Genomic DNA, 362 nt, shown 5'->3' with positions numbered 1-362 from the left:
GTATCTTTGTCCTGCGATCAACTGCTTGTAACTCATGGTAAATGCTTCTGTTTGTTTGGCGACGATAGAGTACCACCAACAGGCAGTTGATCTCTTCTCACCGTTTAACCATGAGTGGTGCACTTATTATCTGAATTCGGGCAACATGTATTGCCTAAAGGGTTTATGCGCATTCGCCACTACGGTTTTTTAGCTAATGCGTGTCGCAAGCGAAAGTTAGCGTTAATAAAGGCTCAATCAACACACAAATGCAAACTAGTGCAGGCAAAGCCAGAAACAGAATCATTGGTACCGCATTGGTTTTGTCAGTCATGCAAGGTGGGTATTTTACGATTTATTGGTGTGATGAATTCAGATACGCC

1 pseudogene is annotated in these 362 nt (G+C 42.8%); it reads left to right on the top strand.

Annotated elements, in window-relative coordinates:
• Positions 1-144 precede the first annotated feature (144 nt).
• A pseudogene (locus tag JIG41_RS12280) lies at positions 145-362 on the top strand (transposase); the annotation flags it as partial.

This window comes from Pseudoalteromonas sp. bablab_jr011, from assembly GCF_016464045.1.
In the GTDB taxonomy this organism is placed as follows: Bacteria; Pseudomonadota; Gammaproteobacteria; order Enterobacterales; family Alteromonadaceae; genus Pseudoalteromonas; species Pseudoalteromonas lipolytica.
This window is presented reverse-complemented; position numbering and strand designations above follow the sequence as displayed.